Source organism: Tianweitania aestuarii (genome assembly GCF_018457165.1).
GTDB classification, from domain to species: Bacteria; Pseudomonadota; Alphaproteobacteria; order Rhizobiales; family Rhizobiaceae; genus Tianweitania; species Tianweitania aestuarii.
Window position 1 is genome coordinate 680,853 of sequence record NZ_JAFMNX010000002.1, and the last position, 20,378, is coordinate 701,230.

At 60.5% G+C, this 20,378-nt stretch carries 16 protein-coding genes; 10 read left to right on the forward strand and 6 right to left on the reverse strand.

Translation table 11 applies throughout. The annotated features are described in order from the left end of the window. Positions 1–338: 338 nt before the first annotated feature. The 6 genes from JYU29_RS11360 (at position 339) to JYU29_RS11385 (ending at position 8,472) form a co-directional block, all read left to right on the forward strand. Entirely contained in the window at positions 339–2,069 is a 1,731-nt protein-coding gene (locus JYU29_RS11360; protein WP_213984897.1) for a type I secretion system permease/ATPase, read from the forward strand. A 20-nt stretch (positions 2,070–2,089) separates the two neighbouring features. Further along, positions 2,090–3,406: an HlyD family type I secretion periplasmic adaptor subunit gene (locus tag JYU29_RS11365; protein WP_213984898.1), complete on the forward strand. Its 1,317-nt coding sequence runs from the start codon at positions 2,090–2,092 to the stop codon at positions 3,404–3,406. 101 nt (positions 3,407–3,507) lie between these two features. Continuing rightward, positions 3,508–4,983: a hypothetical protein gene (locus JYU29_RS11370; protein ID WP_213984899.1), complete on the forward strand. Its 1,476-nt coding sequence runs from the start codon at positions 3,508–3,510 to the stop codon at positions 4,981–4,983. A 134-nt stretch (positions 4,984–5,117) separates the two neighbouring features. Then, complete coding sequence (locus tag JYU29_RS11375; RefSeq protein ID WP_213984900.1) at positions 5,118–6,431, forward strand: O-antigen ligase family protein; 1,314 nt, start codon at positions 5,118–5,120, stop codon at positions 6,429–6,431. Positions 6,432–6,513: 82 nt separating this feature from the next. Further along, complete coding sequence (gmd, locus tag JYU29_RS11380) at positions 6,514–7,497, forward strand: GDP-mannose 4,6-dehydratase (RefSeq protein ID WP_213984901.1); 984 nt, start codon at positions 6,514–6,516, stop codon at positions 7,495–7,497. Between the two features lie 15 nt (positions 7,498–7,512). Continuing rightward, positions 7,513–8,472 carry a GDP-mannose 4,6-dehydratase gene (locus JYU29_RS11385; protein WP_213984902.1) on the forward strand — a complete coding sequence of 320 codons (960 nt, stop codon included), beginning with the start codon at positions 7,513–7,515 and terminating at the stop codon, positions 8,470–8,472. 37 nt (positions 8,473–8,509) lie between these two features. Here JYU29_RS11385 and JYU29_RS11390 read toward each other — a convergent pair whose 3' ends face one another. From JYU29_RS11390 to JYU29_RS11400, 3 genes are all read right to left on the reverse strand, one after another. Beyond that, positions 8,510–8,941 (reverse strand): hypothetical protein, encoded by a 432-nt coding sequence (locus JYU29_RS11390; protein WP_213984903.1) that lies wholly within the window; start codon positions 8,939–8,941, stop codon positions 8,510–8,512. After that, a complete protein-coding gene (locus JYU29_RS11395; RefSeq protein ID WP_213984904.1) occupies positions 8,934–10,088 on the reverse strand; it encodes a glycosyltransferase in 1,155 nt (384 codons plus the stop codon). Before JYU29_RS11395 ends, JYU29_RS11390 begins: the two co-directional genes overlap by 8 nt. 208 nt (positions 10,089–10,296) lie before the next feature. Beyond that, complete coding sequence (locus JYU29_RS11400) at positions 10,297–11,886, reverse strand: DUF4214 domain-containing protein (RefSeq protein ID WP_213984905.1); 1,590 nt, start codon at positions 11,884–11,886, stop codon at positions 10,297–10,299. Positions 11,887–12,187: 301 nt separating this feature from the next. Here JYU29_RS11400 and JYU29_RS11405 point away from each other — a divergent pair, with 301 nt between their 5' ends. After that, on the forward strand, positions 12,188–12,571 hold the full coding sequence (locus JYU29_RS11405) for a helix-turn-helix domain-containing protein (RefSeq protein WP_213984906.1): 384 nt from the start codon (positions 12,188–12,190) through the stop codon (positions 12,569–12,571). 149 nt (positions 12,572–12,720) lie between these two features. Here the strand turns inward: JYU29_RS11405 and JYU29_RS11410 are convergent, their stop codons facing one another. Beyond that, entirely contained in the window at positions 12,721–13,527 is an 807-nt protein-coding gene (locus tag JYU29_RS11410) for a SapC family protein (RefSeq protein ID WP_213984907.1), read from the reverse strand. A 151-nt stretch (positions 13,528–13,678) separates the two neighbouring features. Between JYU29_RS11410 and JYU29_RS11415 the strand changes: the two genes are divergently transcribed. Genes JYU29_RS11415 through JYU29_RS11425 form a run of 3 tightly spaced genes read left to right on the forward strand, consistent with a single transcriptional unit; the run spans position 13,679 to position 16,877 of the window. Continuing rightward, complete coding sequence (locus JYU29_RS11415) at positions 13,679–14,848, forward strand: glycosyltransferase family 4 protein (protein ID WP_213984908.1); 1,170 nt, start codon at positions 13,679–13,681, stop codon at positions 14,846–14,848. A gap of 8 nt (positions 14,849–14,856) precedes the next feature. Beyond that, a complete protein-coding gene (locus JYU29_RS11420) occupies positions 14,857–15,657 on the forward strand; it encodes an ABC transporter permease (protein WP_213984909.1) in 801 nt (266 codons plus the stop codon). After that, on the forward strand, positions 15,654–16,877 hold the full coding sequence (locus tag JYU29_RS11425) for an ABC transporter ATP-binding protein (protein ID WP_347879882.1): 1,224 nt from the start codon (positions 15,654–15,656) through the stop codon (positions 16,875–16,877). The genes JYU29_RS11420 and JYU29_RS11425 overlap by 4 nt, the downstream gene beginning before the upstream one ends. Here JYU29_RS11425 and JYU29_RS11430 read toward each other — a convergent pair whose 3' ends face one another. Continuing rightward, positions 16,878–17,969 carry an acyltransferase family protein gene (locus JYU29_RS11430; protein ID WP_213984910.1) on the reverse strand — a complete coding sequence of 364 codons (1,092 nt, stop codon included), beginning with the start codon at positions 17,967–17,969 and terminating at the stop codon, positions 16,878–16,880. Positions 17,970–17,982: 13 nt separating this feature from the next. Next, positions 17,983–20,376 carry a glycosyltransferase gene (locus JYU29_RS11435; protein WP_213984911.1) on the reverse strand — a complete coding sequence of 798 codons (2,394 nt, stop codon included), beginning with the start codon at positions 20,374–20,376 and terminating at the stop codon, positions 17,983–17,985. Positions 20,377–20,378: the final 2 nt, after the last annotated feature.

Genomic DNA, 20,378 nt, shown 5'->3' on the forward strand with positions numbered 1-20,378 from the left:
AACATAACGGCACGGCTTCGTCTATCAGCCATCGCTCGTACAGTGACAGACGCAGCAAACGTCACCACGACACCAGGAAGCAAGCAGTCCCGAAGCCTTTGCAGTTTAGTACGGTAGAGCAACGCCCATACCCAAAAAGCTCGTAGCTCATATACAACTTTAAGAGGATTCACTGCCACAAAGAACACAACTTTACTTTGCATTTTTCTGTCAGCGGACGTATTTCCTAGCGGCTCCTTTGGGCTTGCTGGCAGGTCCACGGCGTTCGATGCACTGAAACAAAAAGCACGGCAGCACCATGCGGCACCTCGGCAGCGACATGACGCGCAGGCATTTCCATGAATAAATCCGACACGTTCAAAGATGCGCTGCGCAGCTACCGCGCGATCTTCGGCGCCGTGGTGCTGTTTAGCGCCGCCATCAATACGCTGATGTTCGTTGGTCCGCTTTACATGCTGCAGGTCTATGACCGCGTTCTGCAAAGCCGCAGCGAAGTCACGCTGATCGCCCTGACCGTCATAGCCGTCACCATGCTGATCATCTACGGCGTGCTCGAATGGATCCGCTCCCGCGTTCTGGTGCGCGCCGGCATGCAGTTCGACAATGTCATGGCGAGCCCGCTTTTCTCGCGCGTCGTTTCCAGCGCTTTGGCCGCCCCCGGCGCCAAGTCCGAATTTGCACTGGTAGACATCGACCGATTGCGCGAATTCCTCACCGGCTCCGGCCTGATCTCGCTTTGCGACGTGCCTTGGGTCCCAGTTTTCCTGGCCGTCTGCTTCTTCTTCCATCCCTATATCGGCTGGGTGGCAACGGCCGGCGCAGTCGTCATCTTCACGCTGGCCATCCTCAACGAATTCACCACCAAGAAGACGCTGAACGATGCCAACTCTGCATCGCAAGCTGCCCAGCATTTTGCCAACACGACGCTTCAGAACGTCGAGGTCATTCGCGCGCTCGGCATGGAGACCAGCTTGCGCGGGCGGTGGAACGCCATGCACCGCAAGACGCTGGAACTTCAGGCGACAGCCAGCGACCGAGCCGGCGTGCTGGTTTCCGCTTCCAAGTTCGTGCGCATGGTTTTGCAGGTCGCAATCCTTTGCACGGGCGCTTATCTCGTTCTGGAGCGCGAAATGAGCCCTGGCATGATGGTGGCGGCATCGATCATGATGGGCCGCGCGCTTGCGCCAGTGGATCAGGTCGTCGGCCAATGGAAACAATTCATCGGTGCGCGCAGCGCCTATCATCGTCTCAGCGAACTCTTCGCCCGCGTTCCCGGCGAGACGGAGCGCCTGCAGCTTCCTGCCCCGACCGGCCAGTTCTCCACCGAAGGCCTGGTGATCGCCCCTCCCGGCTCGCGCAACCCGATCGTGGCCGGCGTGTCGTTCGCTCTGGAGCCCGGCGAAGCTTTGGCGCTGGTCGGCCCAAGTGGCGCTGGAAAATCCAGTCTTGTTCGTGCCCTTGTTGGTGTCTGGCAGCCGATCGCCGGCGGCGTGCGCCTCGATGGTTCGGAGTTGCAGCACTGGAACAAGGACGAACTCGGCACCTATGTCGGTTATCTCCCGCAAACGGTTGAGCTGTTTGCCGGAACGATCGCCGAAAATATCGCCCGCTTTCGCGATGCCACAGCCGAGGAGATCGTGCTGGCATCCCAGCGCGCCGGTGTGCACGAAATGATCCAGGCTCTGCCCGACGGCTATGAAACGCAGATCGGCATCAGCGGGCGCCAGTTATCCGGGGGCCAACGTCAGCGCATCGGCTTGGCCCGCGCCCTGTTCGGTGATCCAGCTGTGCTGATCCTCGACGAACCCAACGCCAATCTCGACATGGATGGCGAGGAAGCGCTCGTTCGCTCGCTCAAGGACCTCAAGGCGCGCAACCGCACTGTGATCTTCGTCAGCCACAAGATCGGCCTGCTTGCCTTGAGCGACAAGGCGCTGATCCTGGCTGATGGCCGCATGCGCGCCTTTGGTCCCACCCGCGAAGTGCTGCAGCCCAAGGCCGTGGCACCGCTTCCGACAGTCAATCAACCAGCGGCAGTCGCGGCCCGCGCAATGACGGTGGCAAGCTGATGATCGGTAAGATGCTTACGATGAACAAGGCGCCGAAGCAGCCGGTCGACGGCTTCTCCCCACGTCCCTTCGTGCTCGCCGGCTATGTCACGGTTGCGCTTGCATTCGGCGTCTTTGGCACCTGGGCATCCACGGCGCCGTTGTCGAGCGGCGTTGCCGCGCAGGGTCAGGTCGTCGTGTTCAGCAATCGCAAGGTGATCCAGCACCTTGAAGGCGGCATCGTGCAGGAAATTCCGGTGCAGGAAGGCGATGTCGTCAATCCGGGCGATGTGCTGGCGCGTCTCGAGCCTAACCAGGCCCAAGGCAATTTCGACATTCTCAGCCAGCGCTATAATCTCCTGCGCGCCACCGAAGCCCGCCTGCAGGCTGAAAGCGCCAATCTTGAAACGATCGAGTTTCCGGCCGATCTGCCGCTCACCGACAACAAGGGCGAAGAGCCGCTTTATATCCGGCTGCAGCACAACTCCTTCCGCGACCGACTGGCAACCAAGAAGGGCCAGATCGATATTCTCGGCGCGCGGATTGAGCAGCTCCAAAATGAGATCGGCGGGCTGGACGCGCAGCGCAAATCCTTCTCCGAGCAGGCCAGCTCGATGGTGGAAGAAATCAAGCGCATGACCAAAGGCCAGAAGGGTGGCGTCGTCGCCACCAATCAGGTCGCCCAGCTCAACCGTTCGCGCATTGAGGTCGAAGGCAATCTCGGCCGCATCGTTGCCGAAACAGCCAAGGTCAACCAGACCATCGCGGAGACCAAGCTGCAGATCCTGCAGATCAACCAGGAATTCGTGGAGCGCGCCAGCAACGAGCTGCGCGAGGTCCGCGATCAGCTCAATGAAACCGGCGAGCGCGTCAAACAAGCTCAGGACATTCTGAGCCGCACGGTGATCCGCGCTCCGGTGCGCGGCATGATCCAGAACATCCAGATCCACACCAAGTCCGGCGTCATTCGCCCGGCCGAGCCGCTGATGGACCTGATCCCGCTGGACGACAACCTGATCATCAACGCCCGGGTGCGTCCTGTCGACATCGACAATGTCGCGGTTGGCAATGTCGCGGAAGTTCGCCTGTCCGCCTTTTCCAGCCGCACAACACCCGTGATCTTCGGCACGGTCAATGTGCTGTCGCAGGACGTGGTGCAGCCGGACGATCCTCGCAGCGAGCCCTATTACGTTGCCCGCGTGCAGGTTGCAGAGCAGGATGTGCCGGCTAACATCAAGGGACGTCTCGTGCCCGGTATGCCGGCCGACGTGATCTTTGTCGGGCCGGAGCGCACGCTGGTGCAATATATCACCAAGCCCATGCGCGATGCCTTCTCCAAGGGCATGCTGGAGGAATAAAACTGTCGGCGGGACACACTCGCCGACCGTCACGACATCATCCGTCCTTTCCCACAAAAGGATGCGAGCAAAACGCACCACCAAGCAGCTTGAGAGGTCCAATGCGCATTCTCCAGTTCCGCAGGCCGACACAAAGCCCTGCCGTTGTCGCGATGCAGCAGGACTGGTCGCAGCAAGAGATGGCTGACTTCTACCGCGCGCATCATCTGCTTGCGCAGAACGGTGTGGCGATCGGCATCGATCGCGGACAGACCGACACGGGCGATCCTTGGATGGTGTTCTTCGACACCGCCACGCAGGACGTATTCCTCCATGTTGCGCGCTTCGACAACCAATGCATGCTGATTTGCGAGACGCTGGACCTAAAGCTGACTGCCCCAACGATCGCGGATGTCATTCTTGCTTTCGAAGAAAGCGTGCGCGACTTCGTTGCGATCCGGCAGAACCAGAATTCCAACATTGTTCTTCATCCGGCTGCACGCATCATCATGTCGATTTCGGCCGTGTTCCTTCTCTTCAAGCTTGAGAATGGTGGCGCAGCCCAGGCCAAGAGCCTGATCGATACCAACGCGATCTCCGACGCCACGCGCAAGCAAGACGCCGGAATGGCCCCTCGCTTGCATCAGGCCTTCGCGCGCATCTTCGACATCGCCGATGCCCCTGCCGCAGCCGCTGCGATCGCCGGCGCCATTCTCAGCGTCGAACTCGCCCGCGCCCAGCTTGCAGCCGATCATCAGCCGTCCGATGTGGTTGGCGTGAACGATGATACCCCCAGCGACGGCATCGTTGCTCTGGACACACATCATGAAGACGCGGCCGTGATCGCTTCGCCTGCAGAAGCGACCGTTGCTGAACCGTCTTCGGGAGCTGGGCACAAGGTGGCCCTTGCGCACGGCACGGTCGATCTCAGCCCGAACATCCAGCTCGCCATGCACGCGGCGGCGATTGCCGCCCCGCCAGACCAAGGCAAGGCAGCGCCGGCGCATTCTTCCGACATGCAAACACTGACACCGCAGCCTGACACCCCTCAAGCCCATGCAGATGAAGCGCACCACGCCGCTTCATCGAGCAGCATCGCGAGCGTTGCGGTCTCGCAAGCCGCCGTATCTTCGGATGCCACGACCAGCGTCGTTGCTCCAACGCCAGCCACGCAGGACACGGCGATCACGACGAGCCTTGCCACGCGCGCCGTTCAAAGCCTTTTGCCTGAAACAACCCTGCCGAGCCTGACGCCGTCTATTGTCGACGACAGCGCCTCTGATGATGCAGCCGTCCCGGTCGGTTTGGGTGACATCACCATCGCCAGTCTGCCCGATCTCGACACAAGCGTTGCTCTATTCAGAGAAACGACCCTGACCGGTGATCTGCTGACCGACACGATCATCGACTTCATGGCGCGCTTCGGCAGCTATGATGTGGAGTTCGCCGACGGTCGCGTGTTGATCGAGCAGCATGACACTGCATCGTTGAGTTCCGATCTCATCGGCATGTGGACCAATATCATGGAAGACGGCAGCGCCATTTCGGTGATCGGCCACGTCGATCTGGTGACGGACGTCACAACCAGCTTGAGCTGACAGCGGTTTACCGCCACTTCGCACTGTTTTTCGGCTATCTTCTTCGCTAAGGCATTCTGCACGCAGCAGATGATCCGCCAGCCCAGCGGATGGTCTGCAACGATGTGGCTGCCTTGGGAGCGCCGACTATTTCTTTGTTCAAGCCCGTTATCGAGCAACTGCGCGGCCCAATGGGCTTCTCCATTGCCGCTGTTCTCCTTTGTCTTGTCACGGTTTCGGCCGTCTGGATTGAAAACGACGCTTACCGCTACAGCTGCGGCGTCCTGATCATCGCAGCACTCGTTGATTACTGGCGAATGCCCCAAGCCTCACGACCGTCTATCGGCTGGGGCGGCGTGGCTTGTGTGGTTTGGGCCTTGTATGTCGGACTGCGCTACGCCTGGGTCTTTTTCAACGTGCCAGGCAAACACGGCTCGGCCGAAGGCATCTACCTTTTCCCGCTGATCTTCCCCACTATTGGCTATGCCTTCTTTCTCCTGCGTAACCGACTGACGGGGTTGGCTGATCTGTTCATGCTGATCAGCCTTGTGATGCTCGGCATCACCATCGACTTGTCCCAGGTATTCGATGGCGAGCGCACACCCTTCTTGTTCCAGAACAACACTATCCATGCCTCCGTTTCCGCCGGCCTCATCACGATCTGCGCGCTGGCTTATGCGGAAAACACCTATCGCAATCGGGCAAACCAAAACTCGCTTGAGCAGGCGCTTCGCCTGATGCTCGCTTTGGCTGTGATCGCGCTGTGCTTGCTCGGCATCTATGGCGCCAAGTCCAAGGGCGTCTGGCTTGCACTTGCCTTGTCCGTTCCCATCCAGGCGCTGACGAGCCTCGTTCATCTGCCGCGCAAGCAGGTGCTTGTCGGGGCATCGATGACCGTACTGGGTGTGGCCATCATCTTGTTTATCGGCAGCGCTGGCATCATCCGCGAACTTGCACCTGTAACAGCCAGCGGCCTTGCCCTGTTCGATGCCACCCTGCTGGACGGCGTTGGCGCAGTGCGCACTGCAATCGCACAGGGCTCCGTGCCGTTCTCCTTCAACGAGCGGCTGATGCTCTGGATGAATGCTCTGGAGATCATCACGGCCCATCCAATTTTTGGCGCCGGCATCGGCTGGCAGCGCATCTGGGTTACGACGACCTACGCATCCGTGCCCTACAATCTCATGCATAACGGCTACGTCGAAATCGCCATCCGCTACGGCTTGAGTGGGTTGGTATTCTTCGCAGCCCTTTACACCACCTTTGCATGGTGGGTCCTGCGAGCCTGGCAGAAAAGGCTGCTAGGCAGCATCGAAGTGAAGGTCTGGCTTTTCGGCATCCTGTTCTTCGCCCTGACGCTGCTGACCAACTCCAACAATCGCCTCGCAATTGGCGAATCCTTCATCCTGATCACCGCCGGCTTCGCCTTCTACGCCTACTACCTAACACAACCGAGGATTGACAAATAGGATTGAAAAGAACTACTTGAAGTTGCGTTCTGTGCGTTGCATAAGCTGCGCACCTTGCTGACCTCTCAAGTGGAGCACCGCCTTGTCGAAGAAAGCGCTTGTTACGGGCATCACCGGCCAGGATGGCGCCTATCTCGCTGAACTTCTGCTGCAAAAAGGCTATGAAGTTCATGGCCTTGCCCGCCGCTCCAGCAGTTCCGACGTTAATCTCAGCCGATTAGAATGGCTCGGCATCGAGCGTCAGGTACGCGTTGTCGATGGCAATCTGCTCGACCTCTCTGCGCTCATTCGCACGCTGCAGGACATCCAGCCGGATGAAGTCTACAACCTGGCCGCGCAGAGTTTCGTTCATTCATCCTGGCAGCAGCCCATCCTGACCGGCCAAGTCACGGGTCTCGGCGTCACCAACGTGCTGGAAGCCGTGCGCGTCGCGCAGCCCAAAGCCCGCTTTTACCAGGCTTCTTCCTCGGAAATGTATGGCCGCATTCGCGAGCCGATGCAGAGTGAGCAGACGCCCTTCTATCCCCGCTCTCCCTATGCGGTTGCCAAACTCTACGGCCACTGGTTGACCGTGAACTACCGCGAAAGTTTCGGCATTCACGCCTCGAGCGGCATCCTGTTCAACCACGAGTCGCCACTGCGTGGAATCGAGTTCGTGACCCGAAAAGTCACCGATGCGGTTGCCCGTATCAAGCTCGGCACACAAAGCGAGTTGCGGCTCGGCAATATTGACGCCAAGCGCGATTGGGGCCATTCGCGCGATTATGTCCACGCCATGTGGCTGATGCTGCAACAGGACGAGCCGGACGACTATGTCGTCGCAACCGGCCGCACATCCACGGTTCGAGCCATGTGCGAAATCGCCTTCGATCATGCCAGCCTCGACCTGGACAAACATCTGGTGATAGATCCGGCCTTGTTCCGCCCGGCCGAAGTCGACATCCTGCTTGGCGATCCGACCAAGGCAAAGACCAAGCTCGGTTGGGAAGCGGAGATCACGATGGAAGACATGATCCGTGAAATGGTCGATGCCGATCTCGAGCGCTGGAAGCGCAAGCTTCGCTGAAGCTGGAAGGACGTGATGACCCGGCACCGGCTTCTCGTCACCGGCCTTCCCGGCTTTGTTGGCACGGTTCTAGCGAACCGTGTGTGCGAGCGTGCCGACGCAGCCGACATCGCGATCTCGGGCCTGAACGATCCCGAAGACGCCATGGTCGATATTCGGGATGCAGATGCCGTCGCTGCCGTTGTTAAGCGGGTGAAACCCACTGCTCTCATCCATCTGGCGGCAATCGCGTCGCCTCGAGATGCGGCTGATGACCCGGCCGAAGCCTGGGCGGTCAACGTCATGGGCACCTTCAACCTCGCCCATGCCATCCGCAGCCATGCACCAGACGCCCGCTTCATCTTCGCCGGCAGTGCGGAAGCCTATGGCGCAACCTTCGCCAGATACTGTGAGCCACTGCGCGAGGACGCCGCGTTCGAGCCCACCTCCGTTTATGGAGCAACAAAAGCCGCAGCCGATCTGATGCTCGGGCAGATGGCGCGCGGAGGGCTCAACGCCGTCCGCTTCCGCCCCTTCAACCACACTGGTCCAGGACAGGCTCCAGCCTATGTCGTTTCAGCCTTTGCCCGCCAGATCGTGCGCATCGAACGCGGCTGGCAGGAGCCGGTGATGAAAGTCGGCAATCTTGAAGCGGCACGCGACTTTATGAACGTCCGTGACGTCGTCGACGCCTACCTGGCCGCCGCCGTTGATGCACCGCTCGCAGCTCCCGGCGCCTATAACCTCGCCACAGGCTCACCCATAGCCATCCAGACCATTCTGGACACAATCATCGAGAGATCAGAGCGCACCATAACCGTAGAGCGCGATCCCGGACTGATGCGGCCGAGCGAGATCCCGGTTGTTTCCGGCGATGCAACACGCGCTCACGAAGCTTTCAACTGGAAGCCCCGAGTACCCTTGTCTGAGACACTGGAGGACGTGCTGAATCACTGGCGCGAACTGGCAAACACCCAGCCAGAAACGCTGCAATAACAAAGCCATATAGCATGTTGCCGGCGCCGCGCTGTGTTCAGCAAAATGGCTGAACGCCTGCTTGCCACAGCTCACTCTTCACCCACGCCGGAGCTTCGTCGTCGCGATCATGGGCATGGCCCTGGTGAGCGCGTAAGGTAGCGATGCACAGGGCGAGTGCGGGGCTTTTGGCGCGGCCGCGATAGGTGTTATGCGGCCAGCCGATCTCGACGCGCCAGACTTCGTGCGGCGGGTTCATCAAGCCATTGATCGACATGAATAAATGCGGCTGGCTTCTAGCGAAAAGCAGCTTCATCAGGGCCGATGCACCGTCCAAGGAGAGGACCGGGTTTTCTGGGCCGACGGTGTGAAAGGGTGCGAGACCGAGGTGGCGGTGAACTTCGTTTCCGAGGTCCCACAGCGCGTTGAGATTGCGGGGTTTGGCAGTCTGAAGTCTCGTGACGAGATCGGACGCACGCGCTTCAGCCATGGCTTAACCGATTGCTTTCATTGATGATTGTTCCGCGAGGCTGCTTCGCTTCAGCAGGGCGGCGCAAGAGGGTTCGATAGAGGTCGCAATAGGCGTCGACCATCTGATCGGCCTGGAAATGGGTCATGGCGCGATGGCGGGCAGCGGCGCCGAGGCGGGTGCGTAAAGCCTTGTTGTTCCAAAGGTTTAGCATCGCATTGGCAAGCGCCTGAGGGTCGGCAGGTGGGACGACGAGGCCGGTGACGCCTTCGCGATTCACGTAGCTGGTTCCGGTTCCGATCTCACAAGAAATCAACGGCTTACCGGCAAAGGCGGCTTCAAGGAGGGCGATGCCGAAGGCTTCAGAGCGCAGATGAGACGGGAACACAAAGGCTTCCGCGCGTGACAGCAAGGCGGCTTTCTCCTCATCGCTAACCGAGCCAAGAAGCATAACGTTTTCAGGTGCTTGATGGCCTTCGGGAACGCCGCCAGCGATGACAACCGGGAGGCCCGTAAGACGGGCTGCTTCGAACAGGAAGGGCAGCCCCTTGTAGTAGCGAGGGGCTCCAACGAACAGAAAGAACCGGTCTGGAAGGGCGTGAAATCGCGATATGGCAGCGCAATTTGGCGGTTTGGCAACGCAGATTGGGTCTATGCCAAGCGGAATAACAGTGGTTTTTCCCTGATATCGCGACAACACAGAGCTCGTCGCGAGATATTGCGGCGATGTCGCCACGATGTGGTCGACCGATCCGAGGAAGCGGTTCATGAGCGGCTGATAGAGCCTCAGCAGAGCCGTCTGTTTCACCACATCGGAATGATAGGTGACGACACTCGGCCGCCCTCGCCCACCGGCATGAAGATGCCACAGATCCATCATCGGCCAGGGGAAATGATAATGGATGAGATCAGCCGCTTGGGCCAGGGCGCGGAACCGGCTGGCGGCAGTGAAGCCGATCGGGGTGGAGGCAATATCGAGCGCCGTACTCGCCTGATGCACGCGATGGTTGTCGACGACGAAGGGTGCAGCGGCGGGCGTTTTGCTCAGCGTGAAAACATCGCTCGCAAAACCCCGCCGCGCCGCCCCCTCGGCGATCTCCCAAACAACACGCTCCACCCCACCAAACGTTTCGGGCAGATAGGTCTTGAAGACATGCAGGATCTTCATGCGTTCCGCGTACTGGCGCGTCAGCAGGCTTGCACCCGCTGATTGTGAACAGCCGCTGTTCACTCCCGATAGTTGTATAAGACAACCTTAGGTTGCTTTCAAGCGCTATGTGTATGGTTAACGTGGTCGCTAGAGATGCATTAGCTTGGAACGACATGCAAAAACCCGCCGCCCGAAGGCAGCGGGTTCACTACAAATCTGCCGAAACTTAGATAACGAAGTTATCTGCCGTGAGGGACGCAGCAGCCACGCCGGTAAGCGAAACTGCGAAGTCCGTTGCGAGATCGAGATTGCCGTCGCCGTTGCTGTCGATGATGACAGTGGTGCCGGCGCCCGTGTCGAAGAGACCGATCGAAGTGCCGTTCAAGAAAGCAGCACCATCGATGAGCTGCGTGAAGGTGGTTGCGTTGGCGCTATCGAGATCAAATGCGGAGAAGTCGAGTGCGTCTTCCGTCGCATCGAAACCGGTGAGCACTTCCAGTGTCGCGGAAGTGGTTTGATCCGACTTCAGATAAACGACCGTCTCTTCAGCGGTGCCGAGCGTGATAGCATCGATGTTGTTCGTGCCGGTGATGGTGATGGTTGCGCCATTATCCGAAATACCGCCGATGGTCAGAACACCATCGAGAGCCGACGCGTCGAACGAATGAGCCTCATCATCGTTGTCCGAGATGTAGAGGTTACGGATATTCAGATCACCTTCGCCAGTTACAACTGAGTCCGTAGCGTAGGATTCAAGCTCACCTACTGAAGCATCGCCAGCGATTACATAGTTTGCAGTGTCAAGATACTCGTTGTCGCCATACAGGTAGATGTATCCGGTCGTGGAAACGTCTGTAAGCGTAAGGGTATTACTATCTTCACCTGCGGAGAAGCCGATGTCAGCCGCACCATGGTCACCAACGACCTCGAGAGCCACGCCAGCATCAACCGAGTAGATAAAGGTATCGCCGGCAGCCGCACCATCAAGAAGGTTTGCATCCACAGTGATGGATGTCACGCCAGAGGTTTCTTGCAAGTCTAGCGAAACACTTGCTCCCGTTGCGCCAACCACATTGAGTTCCTCAACGCTAACGAGCGTCGTCTCGGTTGTGGTGATGCTATTCGACAGAACAGCGTTCAGGGTGTCAGTTCCGGCACCAGCATTGATCTGATCGCCGCTCGTGAACTCACCGGCGTCAGCATTGATGACGTCATTATTGGTGGTTGCGAAGCCTGCTGCACCGGTCGAGCTGACAGTGATGTTGTCCACACCGCCCGTAAGCTCGATCGTGTTACCAGGGAAGTTCACATCCTGAAGGTTGGCGACGGCTGCATCAACTTCAGCCTGCGTCGGGATGGTGGCTTCGCTCACAACGGCCGAAAGATAGGCGCGACCGGCTGCGGCAGCGTCATCACCCGTGTAAAGCGCGATCTCAATGTCGGTATCGATCGCGTTTGTGAACAGGTTCGCAGCTTCTACCTTCGCATTCAGCACATCAAGATCACCACCCTGCGCGCCCTGCGCAATGTTGATGGCGATCGTGTTGATCGTCTGAGCACCGGAGATCAGCTGAGCACTGAAGAAAGCGAGGCCGGCAGCGTCGGCCGGCCGGTCGAACAGCTGAAGGTAGATCGCGTTGATGATCTGCGCGTTGCTGTCGCCTTCAAAACGCGACTGGTACTCGTCCGTGCTGGCCAGATCGCCAATCGCGGTGAGATCGGCACCGTTCTTGGTTTCGGCTGCGAAGTATTCAAGGCCGAGCGGATCGGCCGGACGCCCGAAGAGGGCGATGTAAATCTTCTGGATCTCGTCCATGATGGTTCCCTTGGGTTGGCTTCACAAGTCCGGAGCTCACCCAGCCCCCTCGCGGGCCAGCTGTCGTAAAGCACCAAGACAGACACCCACTCATGGTTGAGTCGGTGTATGCGGATTGAACTACTGCAAGTTGTGCAAGGGAGTCAACCTAAGCGTGAGTTGTTATTTTTGCTGCACGGTTAGGTTGCATAAGCAGGAGATGATGGGTATTGGTGGGTGCAAGAGCTGATGTTCCCCTGCAAGGCCAAGGCAAAGCGGAAGGAACAGGACAGCAAAACTCGAACCGAGTGAGTACACGGAGATGTTCACCCATCCGCAACAGGGCGTTGCCCATGGAGATGTGCTGCGCTTGCGGCAGGAAGCCGGCAAGTGGCTGAAGGGATTGCGCGAGGCCGCAGGCCTGTCTCAGCGCGATCTCGCAAAGGTTGTGGGCATCGACTACTACACGTTCATCTCGCAGATCGAATCCGGACGCGGTCGCGTGCCGCCGGCGCAGATGCGGGTTTGGGCCGACGCCTTCAAGGTGGCGCCGCGCGAATTCGCGGTGAACCTGATGAAGTATTACGATCCGCTGAGCTATGAGCTGATCTTCGGCGACGAAATGGCCGTGCAGGCCGCCGAACAAGCGCGCGACGAACTGGAAGCGCGGATCGCCAAGCTCGAAGGGTTCATGGCGCGTCATTGATCGACGCGCCGGCACGGTCGTGGCAGCCGGTTTCGTTCTTGGGATGACGGACCACGGGCTGTGACTGCAGGGGCTTTGCGTTGTGAGGGTCGGCATTGTCCGGCCCTTCGCGCTTTCCCGCAAGGTGGCTCTGGTTGTTCGGATCAGGGCTAGTCCTTGAGGAACGTGTTCCAGTCGATCTTCAGCGAGCCGTCTTCTTCATTGAGAAAGCTCTTTTCGGGCACTGTCATGCGCGCGGCCTGGGCTTTGCGGCTGGCCATCAGCAGGCCGGACAGCATGGGCAGATTGCCGGCGGAAATGAGCTGCGCATAGGCGATGGGGAGGCCGCCGCTTTGGCGCAGCTGATGAAGAGCATTGGCGTCGAGCGCATTGAGCGCGGCCTCGTTGATGCGCAACAAGCCCTGCACCTGCGCGGCCTCCGCGCCCTCACCTGTCGTGATCGGCCAAGGCTCGAGCAGACCGGCGGCTTCTATGGCTTGCACGGCTTTGGCGGTTGGCTGTTCGGCCTGCTGCAGGGTGGACACGAACTCCATCATCTTGGCCGTTTCGGGCGCGATCTCGCCTTGAGCGTCGAAGAAGGGCGACCCCGCCTCGCCCACCGCGCTGTCGATCACCAGACCGCTTGCTTCATCCACGCACAACACGAACTTATCCGCCTCGGTTTTGGCCAGGCGGAAGGGGTGGGAGCGCAAAAGGGCGGGGGTGTAGAGCGCCAGCCAGCGGTTGTTCGGCCCCACCATCAGGTTGTGGCCAGGCGTAAGACCGAGCACGGCAACGAGCGTGGTTATGTTCCCGCTTTTCACGAAGGCCAGCGGCAAAGCGCGCGCGGCATGGCCGATCTCTGCACTGACAAGCGGCACGAGATGACGGTCGGCGGCAAAGCCCAGGTCACGCGCCGCCAGCCACTTCTTGGCTGAATGACGTTCGCGAGAGATCGGATGGAAATCGGCGGTCATGCTGGCAAGCCTCGCTTGTGAAACACTGAACGCGTGCTTCCTTAGCCAAGGAAAATCACACGAGCAAGCTCTACCGAAGGTTGCATTTTGGTGCGGGAGCGGCTAGGTCCCGTTTTGTTCACCCGCCCGCGCCTGGACCCTGCCGCATCCCATGAAAGTCATTCTTTCGGTTGAACCGATCCGTTATCCGCTCACGGGGATCGGCCGTTATACGCTGGAGCTCGCCCGCAACCTTTCACAACTTAAGGATGTGGAAGAGCTCCGCTATTTCAGCGACGCCGCCTTCGTGGACACGCTGCCGGATGGAATGGAGGCAGCGAGTGCCACGGCGCCGGCTTCGCGCATGCTCAGGCTGAAGCGGGAGGTGGCGGCGCGGTTTCCGTTTCTGCTCAACATCTACCGCCGACGGGTCGATACGGCGCGGACGGACACGCTCGCCGGCAAGGGCGACTATGTCTATCACGGGCCGAACTTCTACCTGCCGAAGACGGATGGTCCGGCGGTTGTGACCATGCACGACCTTTCGGTTCTGAAGATGCCGCAGTTTCATCCGCCTGAGCGCGTGGCGTTCATGACGCGCGAGGTGGAGGTGGCGATGGAGCGCGCGACGGCGATCATCACCGTATCCGATTTCATAAGGCACGAGATCGCCGCCCATTTCGGATTGCCGCTGGAGCGGATCTTTACGACCAGCCTTGCGGGCAGCGCGGACTTCTTTGCGCGCGACCAGGCGATCACTGCGCCGATACTTGCAACGATGGGGCTCAAGCCAGGCGGCTATGCGCTTTATGCCGGCACGATCGAGCCGCGAAAAAACCTGGAGCGGCTTCTGGCGGCTTATGAAGCGCTGCCGACGACATTGCGCACGCGCTTTCCGCTGGTGCTTGCGGGCTACAAGGGCTGGAACAATGCGGGCATTCACGCGCGCATTCGCCAGGCAACGGCGGAAGGCTGGGCCCGATATCTCGGTTATGTGCCGGAAGAAGCGCTGCCGCATCTGTTTGCCGGCGCGCGGTTGTTCGCTTTCCCCTCGCTCTACGAAGGCTTTGGCCTGCCGGTGCTGGAAGCGATGGCATCGGGCGTGCCGGTGGTGTGTTCGAATGCCGCATCGTTGCCGGAAGTTGCGGGCAATGCGGCGCTGATGGTGCAGGCCGAGGATGTCGAGGGGCTGACGGCGGCGCTGGAGCGCGGGCTGACGGATGAAGCCTGGCGCGACGGAGCGATTGCTGCCGGATTCAGCCAGGCGGCGCGCTTCTCCTGGGCCCGCTGCGCACGGGAAACGGCGGATGTTTATCGCCATGTGCTGGGTCAGCGGGCATGATCCCCGCGATGCGGCAATCCTTCGGCCTGCGGCGCACCTGGGCTTATCGCTATTTCGTCTTGTCATCCATCGCCACCGAGCTGCGGTTGCGCGTGGTGGGAAGCCGGCTCGGATTGGTGTGGCTGGTGGTCTCGCCGCTATTACAGGTCGCGATGTATGCGCTGGTTCTGTCGACTGTGATGCGCTCGCGCCTGCCTGGCGTCGACAATCGCTTTGCTTATGCGATCTATCTGCTGGCGGGATTTCTCGCCTGGTATCCGTTCACCGAAATCGTGACGCGCTGCGTGACGCTGTTTCTCGACAATGCCAATGCGCTGAAGAAAATCGCCTTTCCGCGCACCGTGCTGCCTCTGATCGTGTTGGGAAGTGCCGCCTTCAACAATTGCGTGATGATCGCGGTAACGGCCGCGGCCTTTCTGCTGATGGGCCATGTGCCGAGCTGGCAAGCGCTTTGGTTGCCGGTGCTGTTGCTCGCCAACCTTGCCTTGGCGGGTGGGTTTGGGCTGTGCTGCGGCGTGCTCAACGTGTTCATTCGAGATGTCGGCCAGCTCGTGCAGATCGGCTTGCAGTTCGGCTTCTGGCTGACGCCGATCGTTTATGTGATCGACATCATCCCGGCGAGTTACCGCTGGGTGATCGGGCTCAATCCGATGTTCTGGGTGCTGGATAATTATCACCGCGTGCTGGTGTACGATCAGCCGCCGGATTTCGGGAAGCTTGCGGCGGTTGTCGCCCTTGCGCTTGTTCTGCTTCTGCTTGGCCGCTTCATGCTGCGCCAATCGCAGGCCGAGATGATGGATACGCTGTGAGCGCACCGCTTTTGCAACTGGACGGTGTCGGCAAGGCGTTTCGTCGATACGCACGCGAGCGGCATCGGCTGATGCGCTGGTTCGGGCTGCCGATCCCGGCACCGGACGAACGGTGGGTGCTGAGCGACATCAGCTTCCGGGTCGATCCCGGCGAAGCGATCGGCATAGCCGGGCGCAATGGTGCGGGCAAAAGCACGCTGTTGAAGATGATCGCCGGCATTACGCGCCCGAGTGCGGGACGTATTGCTTTGTCCGGCCGAGTGGCGGCGATCCTCGAACTCGGCATGGGGTTCAGTGGCGAGCTGACGGGGCGGCAGAACACCTTTCACGCGGCCGGCATGATGGGGTTCAATCAAAGTGAGATCGAAGGCGCGCTGGAGGATATTACCGGCTTTGCCGAACTCGGCGCTTTTTTCGACCAGCCGATCCGCACCTATTCCAGCGGCATGCAGATGCGGCTGGCTTTTGCGGTGGCGACGGCGTTTCGGCCGGATATCCTGATCGTCGATGAAGCGCTGGCGGTGGGTGACGCCTATTTCCAGCACAAGAGCATGGAGCGCATCCGCCGCTTTCAGGCCAAGGGCACGAGCCTGATCCTGGTGTCGCATGACAAGGTGGCGCTGCAGAGCCTGTGCACGCGCGCGATCCTGCTCGACAACGGGCAGATGGTGCGCGACGGCACTCCGGAAGCCGTGCTCGATTACTACAACGCGCTGATCGCCCAGAAGAAGGGCGAAACGATCACCACCGAAACACTGGAAGACGGGCGCATGCGCACGATTTCCGGCACCCGGCAGGCGGTGATCGAGCATGCCGCCCTGGAAGATGCCGCCAGCAAGCCGGCGGATACGGTGGCCGTGGGCGCGACGGTCACTCTCGTGGTGAAAGCACGCGCGGTGGAAGCGCTGCCGTCGCTGGTGCTGGGTTACGCGATCAAGGACCGTCTCGGGCAAACCTTTTTCGGCACCAATACGGCGTTCAGCGGCCAGGTCATCGAGGCACCGCAGGCCGGTGACACGGCGACCTTTCGCATCACCTTTCCTGTCATGCTGGGACCGGGCACCTATTCGATCGCGCTGGCGCTTTCGGCCGGCGAAAGCCATCTCGACGCCAATTACGAGTGGCGCGATCTGGCGCTGATGTTCGACGTGGTGAACCTGGACAAGCCGGCATTCGACGGCAAGATGTTCATGCCTCCAGTGATTACCGTCGAGCGCTGATCACGGCTTGGCGGGCGCTTCCACATAACGACCGCGCAGGCCGAGGAACGGCTGTTCGATGACGGAATAGGACAGCCAGGAAAAGGCGAGTGTCGCGCCAAGAAGCACAGCCCCGTTCAGGATAAGCGCAATGATGCCGGTGCCGCCCATCGAGCCGAACAGCTCATGCGCGGTGAACAGGATCATGGCGTGCCACATATAGATCGAGAAGCTCCAGGCGCCGCAGGTCGCAAAGACGCGATCCAGCCGTTCGCCGAACGAAATGCCGCCACGCACGAAGCCCAGGATGACGCCGGCCCAGCATGCGGCTTCAACCGTGCCCCACAAGATCCAGAATGGCTGCTTCTGCTCGGGCAGGAACGAACTCGCATAGCGCGCCTGCACGCCGACAGCGACGATCGTCACGAGGGATGCCACGAAGAAGAGTGTTCGTCCGTGACGGCTCAGCCAATCCTGCCGACGGTGATAGGCGAGGCCTGCCAGCATGCCGATGAGGAACTGGTCGAAGCGTCCGACCAGCGTTGAATACAGCATCAGCCGGCTGTTCTCGGCCGCGAGATAAGCGCCGAGCTTGATGACGAGCATCATCAGGATCAGCTTGACGAGATAACCTGCGCCGCGCTCGCGCACGAACTGCGCCAGAAACGGGAAGATCAGATAAAAGGTAAACTCGACCGAGATGCTCCATGCCGGCCCGGTGACGAGATGCCAGGAGGTCGGCGGATCGCCGATATTGGTGACGAAGACATAAAGCAGGTCGGTGGCCACGAAGCGGTCGCGATGGATCGAGATCGCGACCATGAAGACCGCGAGAAACAGCGGCGCGATGCGCAGCAGGCGGTTACGCAGGAATTGGCGATAGGCGATCGCCTCCCCTTCCGCCGCGATCGTCATGAAAATGAAGCCGGACAGCACGAAGAACAAGGCAACGCCGGTATGCCCTTCGGTGATGAGGCCGAGCCAGGCGTATTGGGGCAGCGGAATCCAGCCGCCTTTGTACATGTGGAAGAAATGGAACGCGAAAACCAGCAGAGCGGCGAGCAGCCTGAGTTGGTCGATCTCGGGAATGTAGCGGAGATTGCGGGACTTCACCTTGCCTCCGATCTCACGCGGATTTCGGAAGGGTGGTGCCGGAGAGATCGGCGAGGAAGTTTCTCGCGATCGTTTCCCAGGAATAAAGCGCTTCCACCTGTTTTCGCGCGGCGGTGACCATCCGGTCGAGCTCGCCCGGTGCGGTGTTCACGAACTCGCTCAGCCCGCCATGCAGGCCGTTCTCTCCGATCAGCCCGAAATGCTCGCCGCTTTCAAAGCGCAAACCGCGTGCGCCGAAGGCGGTGGACAGAACCGGAATGCCGGAAGCGAAGTAATCCAGCATTTTGAGGTTGGTGCCCGAGCCCGAGCGCATGGGATTGAGCGCGACATGGGCAGCGGCAAGCAGGTCGTTGCGGGTGGCGTTGTCGACCTGACCGAGCAGGTGGACATTGGAAGGAGTAGCCCGATCCCCAAAAGGCAGACACACGCTGCCGAGGATAACAAAGCGAACGCTCGGCAGTGTTTCGGCGACAGCGATGATCTCTTCCAGCGCTTCAATGTTCGGCTGGTGCCAGCTTCCAATGAAAAGCGCGGTGGTTTGCCCGGCCAAGCCGGTGCGCGCTTGCAGATCACGCCGGGTGGCCGGTGCGGTGAACGGCACGTCATCGAGCGCAACGCCGTTCGGCACTTCGTGCAGATGAGCGCGGGTTGGGCCGTAGATCTCGCCCAGCCGCGTCAGATCGCGCGCGGTACATGCAAAGACATGCGAAGCGAGACGCCAGGCCTTGCCTTCTGCGGCTTGCACGGCATCCAGCAGGCGCTGGCCTGCGGGATGATCCGCAAGCATGGCGCGCTTGAGGTCGGCCTCGACATTGTGCGCTTCGAACCAGAGCGGCTTGGTGTTCAGCGCCTGTTTCAGAGGTTCAACGAGATAGGGATGGCTGGCGATACCCGCCACGCTCGTGGCGCAGGAGGCGGCGAGCGCGGCCATGAAATCCGGCGTCAGGCGCGATGCCAGTGCGGCAGCAATATCGCCGACGGGCTGGTTGCCGACGGTTTGCGACAAAAGCTGCTCGGCCCGCAGATGCGCCGCCGACTTGGCGATCCGGATCTCGACCACGCCCGGCGCGATCTCACGCGGCGGTTCCGGCTGGTCATCCAGCGAAACGATGTCGATATCGTAGCTGTCGGCGAGATGCTTGTAGAGGTGAAAAATGCGCGACTGCCCGCCGCCCATGGGCGGATAAACGGGAAACGTGTTGGCGAGCGTGAGCTTGGGGCGGCGCTGGCGAAGCACTGCGGCAGCACGGGTCGGCCGCTGCATCAGGCCTTCGAATACGGAGGCCCAGGTGACGCCTTCAACGCCAGCGCGCGCCGTTTCGCCCATGCGCTGCGCTTCATCCCGATGTGCGGCAAGATAGGCCAGCCGTTCGCCGAGCGCCTCGGCCGTGCTTGCGGTGATGAAGCCGGTTTCGCCGTTGCGCACGAACTCCGTTGGGCCGCCGGAATCCCGAACCGTCACCACCGGCTTGCCGCTGCGCATGGCTTCAACCGTGATCAGGCCGTAATCCTCGTCGCGGGGCACGAAGGGCACGGCGAGCGCATCGGCATAAAGGCCGGGCATCTGGTCATCCGGCACGAAGCCGAGAAAGCGGATACGCGGATCGTGTTGCGCCAGATTTTTCAGGCGCTTTTCGTCGGGGCCGGAGCCGGCGATGAGCAGCGGGAGATCGGCATCAACGAAGCGCATGGCCTCGATAAGGAGATCGACGCGCTTGGGTGCATCGAGCCGGCTCGAGGTGAAGAGGTAATCCTGCGCGCCGCAGCGATAATCCGCGCGATGCGGCGGCGGATGCAGGACGCTGACATCGGCGCCGAGCGGGAAATATCCCCGGCGATCGGCAACCGTTCTGGAGATCGCGGCATGATGCTGGATGCGCGCCTGCGACAGGCCGATGCCATCGAGAAAGTGCAGGATCTCGCGCGCGAATGGGCCGGGAAAGGCGAAGACGCTTTCGGCGACGTCGCTTTGACGCAGCGCTTTGTAGCGTTCGAAGAACTCCGGCAGGACCTGATCATGCGCGCCGTGATCGCCCGCCATGTCGCGCATCCAGGCGACCAACATGCGGGCGCGGGCCGAGGTGATCGTGTCGGCCGAAGCGCCGTTGTAGGTGTCGTACAAACCGCGCAGGCGGTGCAGCATGTAGCAGACATGGTTGGGATGCTTGACCATCCAGGCCGGGTACTTGCCGGATATGACGCAGTCATAGGCGCTGAGATCGAGCTCAGAGAAAGCCTTGTAGGAGGAAACGAGGCCGTCGAGCGTGTCTTCCGGCGAAACCACAGCGACGATGTCGCAAGTATGCGGCGTGTTCTGCTCGATATGACCTTGCAGCCCCCACCACAGGTTTTCTGCCCCGCCGATGGCGAAGGGAATGGGGTGCGGGATGATGATTGCGATCTTCATGG

Coding starts and splice junctions, on each gene's coding strand:
- JYU29_RS11405 (WP_213984906.1), top strand. CDS start 12,188: ATGTTCACCCATCCGCAACAGGGCGTTGCCCATGGAGATGTGCTGCGC.
- JYU29_RS11400 (WP_213984905.1), bottom strand. CDS start 11,886: ATGGACGAGATCCAGAAGATTTACATCGCCCTCTTCGGGCGTCCGGCC.
- JYU29_RS11360 (WP_213984897.1), top strand. CDS start 339: ATGAATAAATCCGACACGTTCAAAGATGCGCTGCGCAGCTACCGCGCG.
- JYU29_RS11435 (WP_213984911.1), bottom strand. CDS start 20,376: ATGAAGATCGCAATCATCATCCCGCACCCCATTCCCTTCGCCATCGGC.
- JYU29_RS11385 (WP_213984902.1), top strand. CDS start 7,513: ATGACCCGGCACCGGCTTCTCGTCACCGGCCTTCCCGGCTTTGTTGGC.
- JYU29_RS11390 (WP_213984903.1), bottom strand. CDS start 8,941: ATGGCTGAAGCGCGTGCGTCCGATCTCGTCACGAGACTTCAGACTGCC.
- JYU29_RS11365 (WP_213984898.1), top strand. CDS start 2,090: ATGAACAAGGCGCCGAAGCAGCCGGTCGACGGCTTCTCCCCACGTCCC.
- JYU29_RS11370 (WP_213984899.1), top strand. CDS start 3,508: ATGCGCATTCTCCAGTTCCGCAGGCCGACACAAAGCCCTGCCGTTGTC.
- JYU29_RS11395 (WP_213984904.1), bottom strand. CDS start 10,088: ATGAAGATCCTGCATGTCTTCAAGACCTATCTGCCCGAAACGTTTGGT.
- JYU29_RS11420 (WP_213984909.1), top strand. CDS start 14,857: ATGCGGCAATCCTTCGGCCTGCGGCGCACCTGGGCTTATCGCTATTTC.
- JYU29_RS11410 (WP_213984907.1), bottom strand. CDS start 13,527: ATGACCGCCGATTTCCATCCGATCTCTCGCGAACGTCATTCAGCCAAG.
- JYU29_RS11415 (WP_213984908.1), top strand. CDS start 13,679: ATGAAAGTCATTCTTTCGGTTGAACCGATCCGTTATCCGCTCACGGGG.